Source organism: Roseateles sp. FW301-B2, assembly GCF_058788955.1.
On record NZ_JBYTBE010000004.1, the window covers coordinates 60,798 to 76,264 of the forward strand.

14 protein-coding genes are annotated in these 15,467 nt (G+C 69.2%); 9 read left to right on the top strand and 5 right to left on the bottom strand.

Translation table 11 applies throughout. The features are described from left to right. Nucleotides 1-16: 16 nt before the first annotated feature. Nucleotides 17-1,141, bottom strand: coding sequence for a DNRLRE domain-containing protein (locus AC3WQY_RS04520; protein WP_492706169.1), 1,125 nt, complete (start codon nt 1,139-1,141; stop codon nt 17-19). Next, nucleotides 1,138-1,848, bottom strand: a complete 711-nt coding sequence (locus AC3WQY_RS04525) for a DVUA0089 family protein (RefSeq protein WP_492706171.1) — start codon at nt 1,846-1,848, stop codon at nt 1,138-1,140. Before AC3WQY_RS04525 ends, AC3WQY_RS04520 begins: the two co-directional genes overlap by 4 nt. A 181-nt stretch (nt 1,849-2,029) precedes the next feature. Between AC3WQY_RS04525 and AC3WQY_RS04530 the strand changes: the two genes are divergently transcribed. Continuing rightward, nucleotides 2,030-2,671 (top strand): 2-hydroxychromene-2-carboxylate isomerase, encoded by a 642-nt coding sequence (locus AC3WQY_RS04530; RefSeq protein WP_492706173.1) that lies wholly within the window; start codon nt 2,030-2,032, stop codon nt 2,669-2,671. Here the strand turns inward: AC3WQY_RS04530 and AC3WQY_RS04535 are convergent. Then, nucleotides 2,658-3,905, bottom strand: a complete 1,248-nt coding sequence (locus AC3WQY_RS04535) for an MFS transporter (RefSeq protein ID WP_492706175.1) — start codon at nt 3,903-3,905, stop codon at nt 2,658-2,660. The two genes, AC3WQY_RS04530 and AC3WQY_RS04535, sit on opposite strands and share 14 nt — an antisense overlap. A 59-nt stretch (nt 3,906-3,964) precedes the next feature. Between AC3WQY_RS04535 and AC3WQY_RS04540 the strand changes: the two genes are divergently transcribed. Then, nucleotides 3,965-4,963 carry a GlxA family transcriptional regulator gene (locus tag AC3WQY_RS04540; protein WP_492706180.1) on the top strand — a complete coding sequence of 333 codons (999 nt, stop codon included), beginning with the start codon at nt 3,965-3,967 and terminating at the stop codon, nt 4,961-4,963. On the opposite strand, the gene AC3WQY_RS04545 is transcribed toward AC3WQY_RS04540, so the two are convergent. Then, nucleotides 4,960-8,523 (bottom strand): indolepyruvate ferredoxin oxidoreductase family protein, encoded by a 3,564-nt coding sequence (locus AC3WQY_RS04545; RefSeq protein ID WP_492706182.1) that lies wholly within the window; start codon nt 8,521-8,523, stop codon nt 4,960-4,962. The genes AC3WQY_RS04540 and AC3WQY_RS04545 overlap by 4 nt on opposite strands. 121 nt (nt 8,524-8,644) lie before the next feature. Between AC3WQY_RS04545 and AC3WQY_RS04550 the strand changes: the two genes are divergently transcribed. The 5 genes from AC3WQY_RS04550 (at nt 8,645) to infA (ending at nt 12,175) form a co-directional block, all read left to right on the top strand. Beyond that, nucleotides 8,645-9,115: an Lrp/AsnC family transcriptional regulator gene (locus AC3WQY_RS04550; RefSeq protein WP_285230812.1), complete on the top strand. Its 471-nt coding sequence runs from the start codon at nt 8,645-8,647 to the stop codon at nt 9,113-9,115. Between the two features lie 133 nt (nt 9,116-9,248). Then, nucleotides 9,249-9,755, top strand: coding sequence for a hypothetical protein (locus AC3WQY_RS04555; RefSeq protein WP_492706186.1), 507 nt, complete (start codon nt 9,249-9,251; stop codon nt 9,753-9,755). 92 nt (nt 9,756-9,847) lie between these two features. Further along, the gene (locus AC3WQY_RS04560; protein WP_492706188.1) at nt 9,848-11,017 is read left to right on the top strand and encodes a GGDEF domain-containing protein; all 1,170 of its coding nucleotides are present in this window, start codon (nt 9,848-9,850) and stop codon (nt 11,015-11,017) included. Further along, nucleotides 11,017-11,715 (top strand): CBS domain-containing protein, encoded by a 699-nt coding sequence (locus AC3WQY_RS04565; protein ID WP_285230815.1) that lies wholly within the window; start codon nt 11,017-11,019, stop codon nt 11,713-11,715. The genes AC3WQY_RS04560 and AC3WQY_RS04565 overlap by 1 nt, the downstream gene beginning before the upstream one ends. 199 nt (nt 11,716-11,914) lie before the next feature. Next, entirely contained in the window at nt 11,915-12,175 is a 261-nt protein-coding gene (gene infA / locus AC3WQY_RS04570; protein WP_285230816.1) for a translation initiation factor IF-1, read from the top strand. Nucleotides 12,176-12,189: 14 nt separating this feature from the next. Here infA and AC3WQY_RS04575 read toward each other — a convergent pair whose 3' ends face one another. After that, nucleotides 12,190-13,011 (bottom strand): M90 family metallopeptidase, encoded by an 822-nt coding sequence (locus AC3WQY_RS04575; RefSeq protein WP_492706192.1) that lies wholly within the window; start codon nt 13,009-13,011, stop codon nt 12,190-12,192. Between the two features lie 215 nt (nt 13,012-13,226). Here AC3WQY_RS04575 and AC3WQY_RS04580 point away from each other — a divergent pair, with 215 nt between their 5' ends. Further along, nucleotides 13,227-14,270, top strand: a complete 1,044-nt coding sequence (locus AC3WQY_RS04580) for an HD domain-containing phosphohydrolase (RefSeq protein WP_285230818.1) — start codon at nt 13,227-13,229, stop codon at nt 14,268-14,270. A 35-nt stretch (nt 14,271-14,305) separates the two neighbouring features. Continuing rightward, nucleotides 14,306-15,454 (top strand): YbfB/YjiJ family MFS transporter, encoded by a 1,149-nt coding sequence (locus tag AC3WQY_RS04585; protein ID WP_492706194.1) that lies wholly within the window; start codon nt 14,306-14,308, stop codon nt 15,452-15,454. Nucleotides 15,455-15,467: the final 13 nt, after the last annotated feature.

Here is a 15,467-nt window from a genome sequence, read left to right on the forward strand (position 1 = left end):
GGCGGGGCCGTGGCGCTCAGTTGCTGACCATGGCCCAGCCGGTGCTCCAGTCGTCGGTGGTGGTGTTGAGCGTGTTGGCGCCGCTGTTCTGGCGCACGCAGGGGCCGATCACCCAGCTACCTGCGCCGGGCACAAAGCTGGTGCTGACGGCCGCCAGCGCGTGCACGTTCGCTGTCACCGGAATCACCTTGTAGCCGATGCCGGGTGACTGCACGGTTGTGCTGCCGCTGGATCGGTAGCAGATGTCGACGCGCACGCTGTTGCTGGCGGTCGGCATGAAGGTCCATGAGCCGCTGGCGGAGATGCGCTGGCCGGCCGTCGTCGTCAAGCTGACGTTCGGTCCGATGGCGGAATAGGCCGTGTTGCTGAGCACGGTCTGCGTCGTCTGGCCGTTCCAGGCGCCGATGCTGACCACGCCCGTGGGCCCCTGCGGCCCGGTGGCGCCTGCCGGGCCCTGCGCGCCGGCCGGCCCCTGCGCGCCGGTGGCACCGGTCGGCCCCGGCAGGCCCATGGGCCCCTGCGGCCCCGTCGCACCGGCCGGACCCATCGGGCCGATCGGCCCCTGGTCGGACAGCGTGATGTCCAGCCGCGCCACATGCGCCGTGGCGGTGTTCTCCTTGCTGTCGAAGAAGGCCACCGTGGCCGGTGCCGCGAGCGCGGGCGTCAGGGCCAGGCCGTAGTTGGAGCCCGGGTTGTTGACCCATTGCTTGACCAGGGCCGTGAGGTCCACGTTGATGAACTGGTTGGCCGTGGAGACCGGCACGCCGGATGCCGTCGGCGCGCCCAGCACCGGGGCCGTTGCGCTGGTCACGGTGGCCTCGCTCCAGGCCGAGAAGGCCGGTGTCACGTCGATCGCGCCGGCGCTGCCGACGCGGTTGACGTAGAGCAGCAGGCGGGCCGACACCACCTTGGCCGCGGTGGTGGCGGCCGGCAGCGTCGAGAGGTCGAAGCGCAGCAGGCCCAGCGCGCCTGCCCCGACGTTGAGCGTCGTCACGGCACCGAAATTGGCCGCCGGCATGGCGCTGCTGATGTGCGCGTCCGCGGCCAGCGGGGCGTCGAGCGCGTGGGCGCTGAGGCTGAACAGGGCGCATGCGATCGCGGCGGCGATCGGGCTGGGCAGGGGCTTGCAGGTGGTGCTCATGACAACTCCTGGTGAAGAAGGGCGAGGGCGGGGGTGGATCCTGCGGCTCGGCCGCGCCGGCGACGCCGCAGCGCCGCCAGCAGCGCCAGGCCGGCCGCCAGCAAGGCGCCGGCGCCCGGTTCGGGCACGGCGCTGACCTCGCCATCCAGGCGCAGGTCCAGCGCCCAGTGGCCGCTGCGCTGCGTGCCGTCGACCTGGATGAAGTGCAGGCTCGGGTCGTCCGGCAGACCCGCGTACAGCGCCGTGTAATGCGGCTGCCCGCTCATCGAGAAGCCGTCGGCCAACTGCCCGACCGGGTTGTTGCCATCCTGCGAGAGCACCAACAGGTATTGCCCGGCCGGCGCACCCGGTAGGCTGTAGCTCGCATCCCAGCAGAAGCTGATGCCGCAGGTATTGGACGAGCCGACATTGCCGCCGATCTGGCTGCCCGCGGCGTCGAACAGCGTCAGCACCGGCGCAAAGCCGCCCGGCGCGATCGTCTCACCGGCGGCGTTGTTGCCGCCCGAGTAGGACAGGGTCAGCAACTGGAGCTCGCCCGGCGCGGGCAGCAGGATGTTGAAGACCGCCAGCTGATCGTCGCTGCTGAAGCTGCCGCTGAAGGAGAAGCTGGTGGCCCGCGCCGGCCCGGCGAGCAAGGCCAGGCTCAGCAGCAGGGCGCTCATGGCCCCCAAGGCCGCGGTGGCGGAAGGTCTGCGTGGCTTGTACATGGCGTCCATCTCCTCGCTGCCCCGTGCCGAGGCCGACACAGGTGGCGCAATGTGGCACTTCGCGCGCCGGCTGGATACCGCTAACTTGCATGGTGGCGGCCGGCAATGGGCGTAGAGTTGGGGCTCATCGCGGCCTTGTGCGCCGCCAGCCAGCGTAGGTCACGCCTTGCCAGAAGCCGCCTTGTCAGCATCGTCCGGGCTCGCCCGACAGCATGCGCCGATCCAGTTCTACTTCGACTTTTCCTCGCCCTATTCCTACATCGCGTCGGAGTGGATCGACGCCGTGGCGGCGCGCCATGGCCGGCGCGTGCAATGGCACGCCATCCTGCTGGGCGTGCTGTTCCAGGCGGCGGAGTTGAAACCGCCGGTCGCCTATCCGCTCAAGCGCGACTACGCGCTGCGCGACTTCGAGCGTTCGGCGCATTTCGCCGGCCTGCCCTATCGGCAGCCCGGCGCCTTCCCGATTGCCACGCAGCATGCCGCCCGCGTGTTCTGGTGGCTGCACGAGAGCCAGGGGCACGATGCCGCGGTGGCCTGGGCCCATGCCGGGCTGCGCGCCTATTTCACGCGCGGCGTGGCGCTCAACGACGTGGTGGCGCTCAAGGCGCTGGTGGGCGAGAGCGGGCTGGATGCCGCTGCCGCCGAGGCGGCCTGGGGCGATGAGCGCTGGAAGCTGCGGCTCAAGGCCGAGAACGAGGCCGCGCTGGCGGCCGGCGTGTTCGGCGCACCCTACTTCATCGTCGACGGCGAGCCCTTCTGGGGCCAGGACCGCCAGGCGCAGATCGAGCGCTGGCTGGCCAGCGGGCCGTTCAAGCGCGTCTGAGACGCGTCTTCGTCAGGTCCAGGGTCAGGTCTTGCCGCCGCTGCAGCCACAGCGCGCTGCCCGCGGCCAGGGCCAGCAGGGGCCAGATCAGGCCGTTGACATGGCCCCAGCCCCAGCCGTCGAAGACCCAGCCCGAGGCCATCGCAGCGATGGCGACGATGGCGGCGACCAGGAACTCGTTGGCGGCCTGGGCGCGTGCGCGGTCGGCCAGGCTGTCGTGTGCAAAGGTCTCGGCCAGCAGTGCACTGCCGCCCACGAACATGAAGTTCCAGCCGGCGCCATTGAGCATCAGGGCCAGGCCGAACTGCCAGGCGCTCTGGCCGCTCAAGGCCACTAGGCTGCCACCGGCCATGGCCGCGCTACCCAGCCACAGCACCCGCGTCACACCCCAGCGGGCGATCAATCGGCCGCTGAAGAAGCCGGGCGCGTACATGCTCATCAAATGCCACTGGATCACGCCGGCGGCCACCGTCACCGGCAGCCCACAGCCCACCACCGCCAATGGCGTTGCCGTCATCACGAACATCATGCTGGCGGCACCCACGGCGCAGCCGCATGCCGCCACCAGAAAGGCCGGGCGGCGCAGCAGTTGCAGCAGCGGTGTGGGCGCGCCCGCGGCGAGCACCGGGGCCGCCGTGCCGCCGCGCAGCCGGCTCAGCACCAGGATGGAGAGCAGGGCCAGCGCCACCACCGCGAGATACGAGCCGGCAAAGCTGTGGCCCGGCACCGCCTCGCGTGCCAGCGCCGCCAGGGTGGGGCCCAGCACGGCCGCCAGCACGCCGCCGCCGGTCACCCAGCCGATGGCCTGGGCCTTGAAAGTGGCGCTTGCCGCCTCGGTGGCCGCGAAGCGGTAGAACTGCGCGCTGGCCGCAAAAGCGCCGAGTGCCAGATTCGCGGTGCAGAACAGCAGGAAGTCATTGCGCACGATGGCCCAACTGGCCAGGGCACCGCCGCAGGCGCCGGCCAAGGCCCCCAGCTGGAACACGCGCGGCCGGCCCCAGCGCCGTGCTAGCAGCGAGACCGGGACGGTGCTCAGCGCCGTGGCCACCGTCACCAGCGCATAGGGCAGGGTGGCCAGCGCGCGGCTCGGTGCCAGCATGCTGCCCACCAGGCCGGTGAGCGTGAGGCCGATGGCCGAGGCGCACACGAACAGGGCCTGGCACAGCACCAGCAGGGCGACACGGCGTTCGCTGGCTTGCAACAGGGTGAAGCGGAAGGCATTGGGGGTTTTCATGCGCCCAGCTTAGTTGGGGCTATGCTGGCAGAACTGACGCAATGACCGCAAAAACTGCCATGCCAGAGAAAACCAAGACGGTGCTGCTGGTGGCCTACGAGGGCTGCCAGTCGCTGGACGTGACCGGGCCCTGGGAGGTCTTCAGCAAGGCCAATCAATTTGCCCAGGTGGCCGGGCAGGCAGCGCCGCCCTATCGCGTCGTGTTGGCTTCGCCCGAGGGTGGCATGGTGCGCTGCAATTCCGGCCTGCAGCTGGGCCCCAGCACCGCGCTGGCCGCGCTGCGCGGCCCGCTCGACACCGTGCTGGTGGTGGGCGGCAACGATGGTGATCTGGAGGGGCGCGATTGGGCCGCCAGCCTGCTGCCCTGGCTGCGCAAAAAGGCGCCGCAGGTGCGGCGCATGGGCAGTGTCTGCACGGGGGCGTTTGCGCTCGCGGCGGCGGGGCTCTTCGACGAGCGCCGCGTCACCACGCACTGGCGGTTCTGCGAGCAGCTGGCGCGCATGTACCCGCGCCTGCGCCTGGAGCCCGATGCCATCTTCGTGGCCGACCCGCCCTTCTACAGCTCGGCCGGCATCTCGGCCGGCATCGACCTGGCCCTGGCCCTGGTGGAGGCCGATCTGGGCCAGCCGATCGCGCTCGCGGTGGCGCGCCATCTGGTGCTTTATCTGCGCCGCCCGGGTGGCCAGTCGCAGTACTCCGCCGGCCTACAGGCCCAGGCGCAGGCCGGCGGTGACCGCCTGGCCGAGCTGCTGCTGTGGATGGTGGAGCACCCCGAGCGCGACCTCAGCGTGGCGGCCCTGGCCGAACGCGCCAGCATGAGCGAGCGCCACTTCGCCCGCCTGTTCCTGGCCGAGACCGGCCAGACCCCGGCGCGTTTTGTCGAGGCCCTGCGGCTGGAGCGCGCCAAGACCCATCTGGAGCGCAGCGCCTGGCCGCTCGAGCGCATCGCGCAAAAAGCCGGCTTCGGCTCGGTGGACAGCCTGCAGCGCAGCCTGCGCCGGCATGCGGGCATCACGCCGGAGCAGTATCGGCAGCGGTTCTCGAGGCAGGGGGCTTAGAGCTCCGCCACGCCCTTCACGCGCTGCGGCATCGCCACCACCTGCGCCACCGGTTCGGCCGCGCGGCCATGGAAGCGGTCCAGCAGGTCCTTCCATTGCGCGCGCACCGTCACCACATTGGCAAGCTTGACATGGCCGTAGCCGCGGATGGTTTCGGGCAGGCGGGCGAGCTTGACGGCCAGCTCCAGCCTGTCCGCGCTGAGGTGCTGGAGCAGATCATCGACCAGGGCTTCGTAGTCGGCAATCAGCTGGCGTTCCATGCGGCGCTCCTCGGTCTTGCCGAAGATATCGAGCATGCCACCGCGCAGGCCCTTCAGCTTGGCCAGCACCTGGAAGGCCTTGAAGGTCCAGCTGCCCAGTTCCAGCTTCTTGGCCTTGCCATCGGGGCCAGGTTTTGACAGCAGGGGAGGGGCCATGTGGAAGGACAGCGAATCCCAGTTCTCGAACTGTTCCTTCATCGCCTTCTCGAACTTGCCATCGGTGTAGAGGCGCGCCACCTCGTACTCGTCCTTGATGGCCAGCAGCTTGGCGTAGTAGCGTGCCACCGCCTTGCTGAGGCGTTCGGCCTTGCCGGCTTCGCCCAGTTCGGCTTCGGCCTTGCGCACGCGTTCCACCAGGCGCAGGTAGCGCTCGGCATAGGCGCGGTCCTGGTAGTCGCTGAGGAAGGCGGCGCGGCGCGCGATCAGGCCGTCCTCGCCGTCGAGCTTGTCGAAGTTCAGCACCTGCACCAGGCCCTGCGGTGTGCCGGCCAGGCGACGCAAGGCCTCGGGTGCGGCGATGGCTAGGCGGCCCAGCGCGAAGGCGGTCTTGTTGCCCTCGACGGCCACGCCGTTGAGTTCGACGGCGCGCATCAGCGCGGCCTCGCTCAGGGGGATCAGGCCACGCTGCCAGCAGGCGCCCAGCATGATGATGTTGCTGGGCATGGTGTCGCCCATCAATTGCTGGGCAATCGCCTGGGCATCCACGGTGGCGAGCAGCTCGGCCTGGCCGCCCACCGCGTGCTGCATCTTGGCCAAGAGGCCGCCGGCATGCAGGCTGGCATCGGGGTTGCGCACAAAGCCGGCCGTGGGCAGCTCATGCGTGTTGGCCAGGATCACGGTGCGGCCGGGCTTGACGGTGCCCAGCGCGTCGGGCGAGGCGCCCACCACCATGTCGCAGGCCAAGAGCACATCGGCCTGCTGGGTGTCGATGCGCACCTGGTTGAGCAGGTCCTGCGTCGGCGCCACGCGCACGAAGGACAGCACCGAGCCGCCCTTTTGCGCAAAGCCCATGAAGTCCAGCACCGAGGCCTGCTTGCCTTCCAGATGCGCGGCCATCGAGACGAGTGCGCCCACCGTCACCACGCCGGTGCCGCCCACGCCGGTCACCAGCAGGTCGAAGGGGCCGGTCCAGTCCCAGGCGGCGGGGCTGCCGATGGCGGCGAGTTCGCGTGCCAGGTCTTGCGGGCTGTAGCTGGCGCCGGCGCGCTTCTTCAGCTGGGCACCATGCACCGAGACGAAGCTGGGGCAGAAGCCGTTGACGCAGGAGAAATCCTTGTTGCACGAGCTCTGCTCGATGGCGCGCTTGCGGCCCCAGTCGGTCTCCACCGGCACCACCGAGAGGCAGTTGCTGGCCTGGCCGCAATCGCCGCAACCCTCGCACACCGCCTCGTTGATGAAGATGCGCTTGGGCGGGTCGTAGAACTCTTTCTTCTTCCGCCGGCGGCGCTTCTCGGCGGCGCAGGTCTGGTCGTAGATCAGTACCGTCACGCCCTCGATCTCGCGCAGCTCGCGCTGCACCTGGTCAAGCTCGCTGCGGTCGTGGAAGGTGGTGCCGGCAGGGAAGAGGCCGTGGTGGCCGTCGTACTTGCCGATCTCGTCGGAGAGCACCACCAGGCGCTTCACGCCCTCGGCCTCCACCTGGCGCGCGATCTGCGGCACGCTGGTCGAGCCGTCCACCGGCTGGCCACCGGTCATCGCCACGGCGTCGTTGTAGAGGATCTTGTAGGTGATATTGGTCTTGGCGGCGATGGCCTGGCGGATCGCCAGATAACCGCTGTGGTAGTAGGTGCCGTCGCCGAGGTTCTGGAACACATGCTTCTCGGTGGTGAAGCGGCTGTGCGCGGCCCAGTCCACGCCCTCGGCGCCCATCTGGATCAGGCCCGAGGTGCCGCGCTCCATCCAGCTGGCCATGAAGTGGCAGCCGATGCCGGCGAGTGCCCGCGAGCCCTCGGGCAGCTTGGTGGAGGTGTTGTGCGGGCAGCCCGAGCAGAAATAGGGCTGGCGACGCACGCCGTCGGCCTCGTTGGAGAGCAGGCAGGGGGTGAGGAAGTCCACCACCAGGTGGCGGCGGTCCAGCGCCGGATTGAGGCGGGCCAGCCAGTCGGCCACCGTGTTCATGATGCGCGAGGGGCGCAGCTCACCAAGTGCCGAGAGCACCGCGGCGCCATGTTCATCGGTCTTGCCGATCACGCGCGGGCGCTGGGCGTCGGGCAGGTGGTAGAGCAGCTCCTTGATCTGGCGCTCCACCACCGGGCCTTTCTCCTCGATCACCAGCATGTCGGTGAGCCCTTGGGCGAACTCGGCCATGCGGCTGCTCTCCAGCGGGAACACCAGGCCCACCTTGTAGACGCGCACGCCGGCGGCGGCCAGGGCGTTGGGGTCCAGGTCGAGGCGGCGCAGCACTTCCATGAAGTCGTAATGCGCCTTGCCGACGGTGACGATGCCCAGGCTGGCTCGCGGGCTCACCACGATGTGCTTGTCGATGCTGTTGAGCTTGGCGAAGGCGCGCACCGCGTCGAGCTTGTGCGCCAGCCGGGTCTCCAGCTCCAGCGAGGGCAGGTCCACCGTGCGGATGTGCAGGTTGGTGGGGGGCACGTGGTCGACCGGCAGCTCGAAGTCCAGCGGCACGCTGTCCAGGTCCACCGTCATGCCCGACTCCACCACCTCGGAGATCGCCTTGAAGCCGACCCAGGCGCCGGAGAAGCGGCTCAGCGCCCAGCCGTAGAGGCCGAACTCCAGGTACTCGGCCACATTGGCAGGGTGCACGATGGGCATGCTCCAGGCCTGCAGGGCCTGGTCGCTCTGGTGCGGCGTGGAGGAGGAGACGCAGCCATGGTCGTCGCCGCACACCACCAGCACGCCACCCTGGGTGGACGTGCCATAGACATTGCCATGCTTGAGCGCATCGCCCGAGCGGTCCACGCCCGGGCCCTTGCCGTACCACATGGCAAACACGCCGTCGACGGTGCGCTTGGGGTCCAGCGCCACGCGCTGCACGCCCAGGCAGGCGGTGGCGGCCAGGTCTTCGTTGATGGCGGGCAGGAAGTTGATCTGCGCCGCGTCCAGGAACTTCTTGGCCTTCCAGAGTTGCTGGTCCACCATGCCCAGTGGCGAACCGCGGTAGCCGGAGACGAAACCGGCCGTCTTCAGCCCGGCGCGCTCGTCCAGCGCTTTTTGCGCCAGCAGCAGGCGCACCAGGGCCTGGGTGCCGGTGAGGAAGACCTGGCCCGAGCGCGCGCCCAGGTTGTCGGAGAGCTTGTAGTCGCGCAGCGCGGGGCTGGCTTGCTCGAGGGTGGACATGGGCCGGTCTCCTGATGTTCTGTTCAGGGGGCAGATTCTTGGTCAGGCAGCCGAGAGTTTGTTACTTGCATCGCTACTGTCAAGGCTGCTAATGAGAGAATTCCTCTCAAAGGTGGTTGAAATGGAAAATGAACGTTTTGATCGAGCCACGCGCCTCATCCTCGAGGCCCTGCAGGCCGACGGGCGCCAGAGCACCCAGCAGCTGGCCGACAAGGTCGGCCTCTCGGCCACGCCGGTGTGGCGGCGCATCAAGGAGCTGGAAGAGAGCGGGGTGATACGCCGCCACGTGGCCCTGGTGGACCGCGAGAAGCTGGGCCTGTCGATCTGCGTGCTGGCGAACGTGAGCCTGGTGCGGCACAGCGAGGGCGCGGTGGAGCAGTTCGAGCAGTTGGTGCAGAGCAGCCGTGAAATCATCGAATGCCACGGCATCACCGGAGAGGCCGACTATGTCATCAAGGTGGTGGTGCCCGATATGAAGGCCTACGACCAGTTTCTGCAGAGCCGTATCTTCAAGGTGCCGGGCGTGGCCAGCGTGCGCAGCAACGTGGTGTTGCGCGAGGTGAAGTACGAGACCGCCCTGCCGGTTGATTGATAAAGGCGCATAGCGGTTAAAGTCCGCTCCGGTCTTGCCGAAAACCTGCGTATGGGCGGGGCCTCAATACCGCTGGTGCCTGTATCGCACCCCGGACTTCCCGCCCCGCAGCCTCCTATTTGAGGAGCTCATCATGGTCACTTCCATTCCGAGTACCAGCGCCGCGAACCCAGCCGCCGCCGCCGCCAGCGCACCGACCCAGCGTCCTCATGCCGACGAGGCCCTGAAGCGTCAGGAAGCCGCGACCCACAACAAGCCCGCCACCGAGGATGACACCACGGTGGTGCAGATCTCCCAGCAGGGTGCCAAGCTGGCCGAGCAGGCCGTGGCCGGCCAGCCCGCCAAGACCGCCCCGGCCCAGCCCGCCGCCGAAACCGGCACGACCGGCGCGACCGGCGCCACCGGGGTGAACGGCACGGCCGCGCAGGCCAGCAGCAGCAACAAGCCCGAGGCCGCCTTCGAGCCCGCCGATGGCAACAAGGACGGCCGCGTCACCGAGTTCGAGCAGCAGGCCTACGACTTCAAGCATCCCAAGTCCCTGGCCGAGCTGATCGCCGAGGAAAAGGCCGCCGCCGCGAATGGCCTGAGCGCCGGCCTCAAGGCCTACGAGGAAGTGGCGCGTTCGGGCCGCAGCGCCTGAGAGCGTAAACACGCGCTGAGCGCGCCGACACCGGCGCCGATGGCGCCCATGCCGTGACATGAGCCGCCGATGTCACGTGCATAGAATGGGCCATGCCCTTGGACATGCCGACCCTCTTCCTGGTGGTGACCGTCGTGGCCTTCGTGATGGCGGGGTGGGTAGGCGTCATGGCCTGGGGGCAACGCCGCAGCGAGGCGCTGTGGTCCTGGGCCGCCGTCATGTGCGCCTTTGCCGTCAGCAATGTGCTCTACGGCTTTCGCGGCGTGATCGGCGACTTCTGGTCGGTGGTGCTGGGCAACGGCGTACTCTCGCTGGCCTTCGCGCTCATGCTGCTGTCGCTGTGGCGCTTCCAGGGCATCCGGCCCAGGCCGCTGCTGATGGGCTTGCCGGTGCTGCTGGCGCTGGGTCTGTATGCCTTGTTCATCGATGCCTACCGGATTCGCGTGATCGTGGGCGGCACGCTATTTCCCGCGCAGCTGGGCCTGGTGCTGCAGGTCTTGCTAAGTCGTCGCCGGCCCGTGCTGGGGCGCGGGCGCTGGATGCTGGTGACGGGTGCGGCGGTGCTGGGCGCCATCCTGCTGTTGCGCGCCCTGGGCATGCTGCTGGGCTGGCTGGATGCCGGCGATGCGCTCGCCAACTACCGCTGGCAGGCCATGCTGGTGCTGGTCGCGATGGTGGCGGTGCTGAGCTTCGGCCTGGGCTTTGTCTACATGAATCTTGAGCGCGCCGAGCGGCGCAGCTTCGAACTCGCGATGCGCGATGTGCTCACCGGGCTGGCGAACCGGCGCGCCATCCTGGACCTGCTGCGCAGCAGCGTGGCGCGGGCGCGGCGCCAGGGGCAATGGCTCTCGGTGCTGATGGTGGACATTGATCACTTCAAGGCCGTCAACGACAACCATGGCCACCAGGCCGGCGACGCGGTGCTGCGCCAGGTGGCGCAGACCCTGGCCGGCCGGCTGCGCGCGCAGGACCAGATCGGCCGCTTCGGCGGCGAGGAATTCCTCGTGCTGCTGCCCGACACGCAGGCCGAGGGCGCCCGCGTGCTGGCCGATGCGCTGCGTCAGGCGGTGCAGCAGACCTCCACCCCATGGGGCGGCCAGCAGATCGCCGTCACCATCAGCGTCGGTGTCTGTGGCCATCCGCTGAGCGAGGCGGACAGCCCAGAGTCACTCATCGCGGCGGCCGACCGCGCCATGTACCAGGCCAAGCGCCTGGGCCGCAACCGCGTGGAGCAGGTGGGCGAAGAAAGCGAGGCGGGCTGATGTTCACGGTCTACGGCCTCAACGGACGCGTCTATAGCGGCAGCCTGGATGGCGTGCGCGAGCTGGCGCCGGTGCAGGCGGTGGCGCGGGTGCGCGCGGCGGCGGCGATCGGGCGCAACGAGCAGGCCTTGCTGCCCTCCATCGTGCGCGGCCTGCCGGTGCCCGGCAACGACTACGGCCGGCTTGGTCGCGGCGGCGAGCGCGCGCCGCGCCAGGCCCTGGCCGCCTATGCCCAGACGCAGCAGGGGCAGGCCGAGCGCCAGGCCCTCAGCCTGGTGCAGGAATTGATGAGCCGCGAGGTGCTGTCGGTGCCGGTGGGGGCGAGCGTGGCCGAGGCCTGGAGCCTGCTGGCCCAGCGCGGCTACGGGCAGGCGCCGGTGCTGGATGCGCGCCAGCGTCTGGTGGGGCTGATTTCGCGCGCCGATCTGCTGCCGCTGCGCGCCTTCGACACCCCCGAGGTGTTCGAGCCGCAGCTGTGGAAGGATCGCCTCGCGCTGCCGGTAGCGGCGCTGATGTGGACGCCCATCCCCAGCGCCCATCTCGACACGCCCTTGCGCGAGGTGGCGCAGCTGCTGCTGGACCTGCGCCTGCCGGGCCTGCCGGTGGTGGGCGAGGGCGGCGGCGTGGAGGGCTTTCTGTCGCGCAGCGATCTGCTGCGCGCCATCACGCGCCAGCCGCCGCTGGACCTGTGGAGCTGAGCTGGTCGCCCGCCATATAAGGCATAAACCTTGCTTTCAAGCGCGATTTCCCTTACATTAGGGTGCTGCCGCTGTGGACATTCTGTGTTGCAGCGGTTTTGTTTTGCGCGCTTCACTCTGGTTGTGCCCGGATGGACAGCGTCTTATCACCCAGCCCAGCCTGCAGATCGCGGGTACAGGGCGATACCGGAGTTACACCATGGCCAAAGAAGAACTGATTGAAATGCAAGGCATGGTGGACGAGGTCCTGCCGGACACGCGTTTCCGCGTCACCCTGGACAACGGCCACCAACTGGTTGCCTACACCGCCGGCAAGATGAAGAAGCACCACATCCGGATCCTCGCGGGTGACAAGGTGTCGCTGGAACTCTCGCCCTACGACCTCAGCAAGGGCCGCATCACCTTCCGTCACATCGAGCGTTCGGGTGGCGGCGGTGCGCCGCGTCCGCAGCGTCGCTGATCGTTTTTTGATCTTTACTGCCAGCTGAGCGGATTGAGCCGGTAATAGCGGCTCAGCTCCGCGTACAGCGCGGGATGCCAGCCGGCCAGCTCGGCCGGCCGCTCGAAGAAGACCTCGCTGGCCACAGCGAAGAACTCGGCCGGATCGGTGGCGCCATAGTCGCTCATCAGGCTCGGGACCCCGGCCTCGGCGCGTGCGCGCAAGGCATCAAACTCCCCCTGCATCACCGCCGACCAGCGCGCATAGGCCGCCTTGCTGGCCAGCAGGGGCGCGCCATTGGCATGGCCTTTTTCCTGGTCCAGCTGGTGGGCGAATTCGTGGATCACCACGTTCTGCCCGTCGCCCGGCTCGGCCGCGCCGGCCACCACATCCTGCCAGGACAGCACCACCTGCCCCTGGCTCCATGATTCCCCCGACAGCACCTGGCGCTGCTCCATCTGCACGCCCGCGGCACCGGTGTGCACCCGCTGCACCGCAAAGGCGCCCGGATAGACCAGGATCTGCGAGAGCCGCGGGTAGAAGCCGCGCTCCGCCCCCAGCAGTGGCAGGCAGGCCTGGGCCGCGATGGTGACGCGCACCTCGTCGCTGATGACGAAGCCGGCGCAGCCGATGAACTGCTTCTCGGCCAGAAAGACCTGCATCAGCCCCTTGAGCCTGAGCTGCAGATCGGCCGGCAGGCGCTGCACGTAGGGCACGCGCCGGCGCAGGATGCGCCGCCAGGCGGCGGGAAAGCTCTGCCGTGCCAGACGGGCGCGGCGGCGGGCCTGCCAGCGCGGCGCCAGCACGATGCCGGCAATCAGCAGCATGGCCAGCACGAATACCAGGAACAAGGCCATGCGCTTGCCTTTCGTTGAGGTCAGGTGGGGCAGATGTGCGCACAGCGCCGTAATTCAAGCCCAGCCCCCTCGCCCAAGGGATGCCTTTGTGCGGCCAGCAAACGCACAATCAGTTACACGGGCCATCCAGACCGCGTCGGCGTCAGCGCCGACCCGTACCACCGTGCCGGATCGTGGTGCGTCAGCGGCTCAAGACTTGCGTCGGAATCATTCGTTTGAATATCGTTCTCGTTGATGACAATCCGGTCAATCTGGCCCTGCTGGGCGAGCTGGTCAAGCAGCTCGATGCGGGTCAGGCGCATGCCTTCAGCGATGCCGACGCCGCCCTGCAGTGGTGCCTGCAGCAGGACCCTGATCTCGTCATCGTCGACTACATGATGCCCGGCCTGAATGGCCTGGAATTCATCAAGCGGCTGCGCGCCGAATCCTCGCGCGCCGACGTGCCGCTCCTGATGGTGACCGCCAATGCCGAGGTGCAGGTGCGCTACGACGCGCTGCAGTCGGGCGCCAACGACTTTCTCACCAAGCCGCTGGACCCGGTCGAGTTCCTGGCCCGCTCGCGCAATATGCTGGCGCTGCGGCGCGGCCAGCTGGCCCTGGCGATGCGCGCGAGCTGGCTGGCCGAGGAGGTGCGGCGTGCCACGCAGGAGATCGTCGAGCGCGAGCGCGACACCATCTTCCGCCTCTCGCGTGCCGCCGAATACCGCGACCCCGACACCGGCAGCCATGTGATGCGCATGGCGCATTACTCCAAGCTGATCGCGCGCCGCCTGGGCCTCACCAGCGACGACCAGGACATCTTGTTCCGCGCCGCGCCCATGCACGACATTGGCAAGGTGGGCATCCCCGACCAGGTGCTGCTCAAGCCCGGCCGGCTCGATCAGCCCGAGCTCGAGGTGATGCGCGACCATGCTCGCATCGGCCACGAGATCCTGCAGGGCAGCCCCTCGCCGGTGCTGCAGCAGGCCGCGGTGGTGGCGCTGAGCCACCACGAGAAGTTCGACGGCAGCGGCTACCCCCATGGCCTGGCGGGCAAGAAGATCCCGCTGCAGGGCCGCATCGTCGCGGTGGCCGATGTCTTCGATGCCCTCACCACCGAGCGCCCCTACAAGCGCCCCTGGAGCCTGGAGAAGGCGCGCGGCTATCTGGAGGAATCCTCCGGCTCGCATTTCGATCCGGACTGCGTGGATGCCTTCCTGGGTGCCTGGGACGAGGTGCTGGCGATCCACGAACGCTTCCAGCCTGTCGCCCAGGTGTAAGCGCGGCAGGGGGCAGGGCTGCTAGTCTGGCGGCCATGCGTCCTCTTCAGCCCTGGCAGGTCTCCGTCGCCGGCATTTGCTCCCTGGTGCTCTGCATCGGCCTGGCGCGCTTTGCCTACACCCCCTTGCTGCCCCTGATGCAGGCCCAGGCCGGCCTCAGCGATGCCGCGGCCGGCGGCCTGGCGGCCTTCAACTACATGGGCTATATGGCCGGCGCGTTGCTGGCCTCCTGGATGGACGATGCGCGCTGGCGCCACCGCCTCTTCAGCGCCGGCTTGCCGCTGGCCATCCTCAGCGCCGTGGCGATGGCCTGGACGCAGCAATGGTGGGCCTGGGCCTTGCTGCGCTTTCTGGGCGGCCTGAGCGGCGCGGCCGGCATGCTGCTGGGTACCGGCCTGGTGCTGAACTGGCTGATGCGTGCCGGCCACCGGCCCGAACTGGGCGTGCACTTCATCGGCCTGGGCCTGGGCATCGTGGTGTCGGCCCTGGGGGCGATGTTGCTGTCGGCCCTGCAACTCGATTGGGCGCAACAATGGTGGGGCATGAGCCTGCTGTGCCTGCCCTTTCTGTGGCCGGCCTGGCGCTGGCGGCCACCGGTGCCGCCGGCCGCGCCGGCCCACCAGGCCGCCACGGCCGCGCCACCACGGCGTTGGGCCCTGCTCATGATGGCCATGTATTTCTGCGCCGGCTGGGGCTTTGTGATCAGCGCCACCTTCACCGTCGCCATCGTCGAGCGCCAACCGCTGCTGGCCGGACGCGGGCCGCTCGCCTGGCTGCTGGTGGGCCTGGCCGCGGTGCCCGCAGTGTTCCTGTGGGACCGCGTCGCGCGGCGCATCTCCGAGCTGCCGGCCCTGCTGTTGGCCCTGGGCCTGCAGGTGATATCGGTGCTGCTGCCCGCGCTCTCCGACGGCCTGCCCGCCGCTCTGGCCGGTGCCTTGCTCTACGGCGCCACCTTCATCGGCATCGTCAGCCTCACGCTCGCGGTGGTGGGGCGCCGCGCGCCGGCCAACCCCGGCAAGGCGATGGCGAGATTGACGCTCAGCTACGGGGTGGCGCAGATCAGCGCGCCGGCGCTCAGCGGCCTGATGGTGCAGGCCACCGGCAGCTTCAAGACGCCCCTGCTCCTGACGGCCGCGGTGCTGCTGCTGGGCATGGCGCTGCTGGGGGCCTTGCTGCGCGACTGAGCGCTGCCTAGGT

Bases quoted from the DNA above. Each gene is read 5' to 3' on its own strand.
- AC3WQY_RS04520 (WP_492706169.1), bottom strand. From the start codon at position 1,141: ATGAGCACCACCTGCAAGCCCCTGCCCAGCCCGATCGCCGCCGCGATC.
- AC3WQY_RS04525 (WP_492706171.1), bottom strand. From the start codon at position 1,848: ATGTACAAGCCACGCAGACCTTCCGCCACCGCGGCCTTGGGGGCCATG.
- AC3WQY_RS04535 (WP_492706175.1), bottom strand. From the start codon at position 3,905: ATGAAAACCCCCAATGCCTTCCGCTTCACCCTGTTGCAAGCCAGCGAA.
- AC3WQY_RS04540 (WP_492706180.1), top strand. From the start codon at position 3,965: ATGCCAGAGAAAACCAAGACGGTGCTGCTGGTGGCCTACGAGGGCTGC.
- AC3WQY_RS04545 (WP_492706182.1), bottom strand. From the start codon at position 8,523: ATGTCCACCCTCGAGCAAGCCAGCCCCGCGCTGCGCGACTACAAGCTC.
- AC3WQY_RS04550 (WP_285230812.1), top strand. From the start codon at position 8,645: ATGGAAAATGAACGTTTTGATCGAGCCACGCGCCTCATCCTCGAGGCC.
- AC3WQY_RS04555 (WP_492706186.1), top strand. From the start codon at position 9,249: ATGGTCACTTCCATTCCGAGTACCAGCGCCGCGAACCCAGCCGCCGCC.
- AC3WQY_RS04560 (WP_492706188.1), top strand. From the start codon at position 9,848: ATGCCCTTGGACATGCCGACCCTCTTCCTGGTGGTGACCGTCGTGGCC.
- AC3WQY_RS04565 (WP_285230815.1), top strand. From the start codon at position 11,017: ATGTTCACGGTCTACGGCCTCAACGGACGCGTCTATAGCGGCAGCCTG.
- infA (WP_285230816.1), top strand. From the start codon at position 11,915: ATGGCCAAAGAAGAACTGATTGAAATGCAAGGCATGGTGGACGAGGTC.
- AC3WQY_RS04575 (WP_492706192.1), bottom strand. From the start codon at position 13,011: ATGGCCTTGTTCCTGGTATTCGTGCTGGCCATGCTGCTGATTGCCGGC.
- AC3WQY_RS04585 (WP_492706194.1), top strand. From the start codon at position 14,306: ATGCGTCCTCTTCAGCCCTGGCAGGTCTCCGTCGCCGGCATTTGCTCC.